This window comes from uncultured Microbulbifer sp. (assembly GCF_947504145.1).
Lineage (GTDB): Bacteria > Pseudomonadota > Gammaproteobacteria > Pseudomonadales > Cellvibrionaceae > Microbulbifer.
Window position 1 is genome coordinate 1 of the sequence record NZ_CANNGQ010000014.1, and the last position, 519, is coordinate 519.

Annotated in this window: 1 protein-coding gene; it reads right to left on the bottom strand. The window is 48.6% G+C overall.

Features of this window, described 5'->3' with window-relative positions; all coding sequences use genetic code 11:
- Positions 1 to 150: 150 nt before the first annotated feature.
- Positions 151 to 519 (bottom strand): hypothetical protein (locus Q1A74_RS18390; protein ID WP_299599721.1); only part of this gene is annotated, 369 nt, incomplete at its 5' end.

Consider the following 519-nt stretch of genomic DNA (forward strand, 5'->3'; position numbering starts at 1 on the left):
GCATAACGCCGCCGGCAGGGGCAGCTTGCCTTGTGCGCGTTTTGCGCGAAAATAGGAGCGCAGCGACCCGCGCAAAACGCGCACAAGGTAAGCTGTCCCGCGGAGGGCCGCAGGCCCGGAGCAAACTGCCCGGCCTTGTTAAGCGCTGCCCTAGATGCCGAAGGTGGTACTAATAACATCGTCTAGTAGCTGCACATCACTTTCTCGGCTTTGCGAGCGATATTGTTCAGGGTTAATATTTACCCAGCTTGAAACCACTCTTGAGCCTCCAGCGGAGGATCCTGTAAGTTGGAAGGCAAAAATGTAATGCCCAGTCCAGCTTCGAACAAAATAAACCCACCCACTCTCTGAGTATACAAACCACTTATCATCCATACTCGTTGGTAAGTGGCCGCTCATTATTTTTTCGGTATCTGAATCGCAGAAAAATTTTGAATAGCCCAAATCTTCTCTTTCGATTGGTAAATTTTTAACTTTCCAATCTTCTTTTTTGACCACAATTCTTCCTTGACGCTTAAC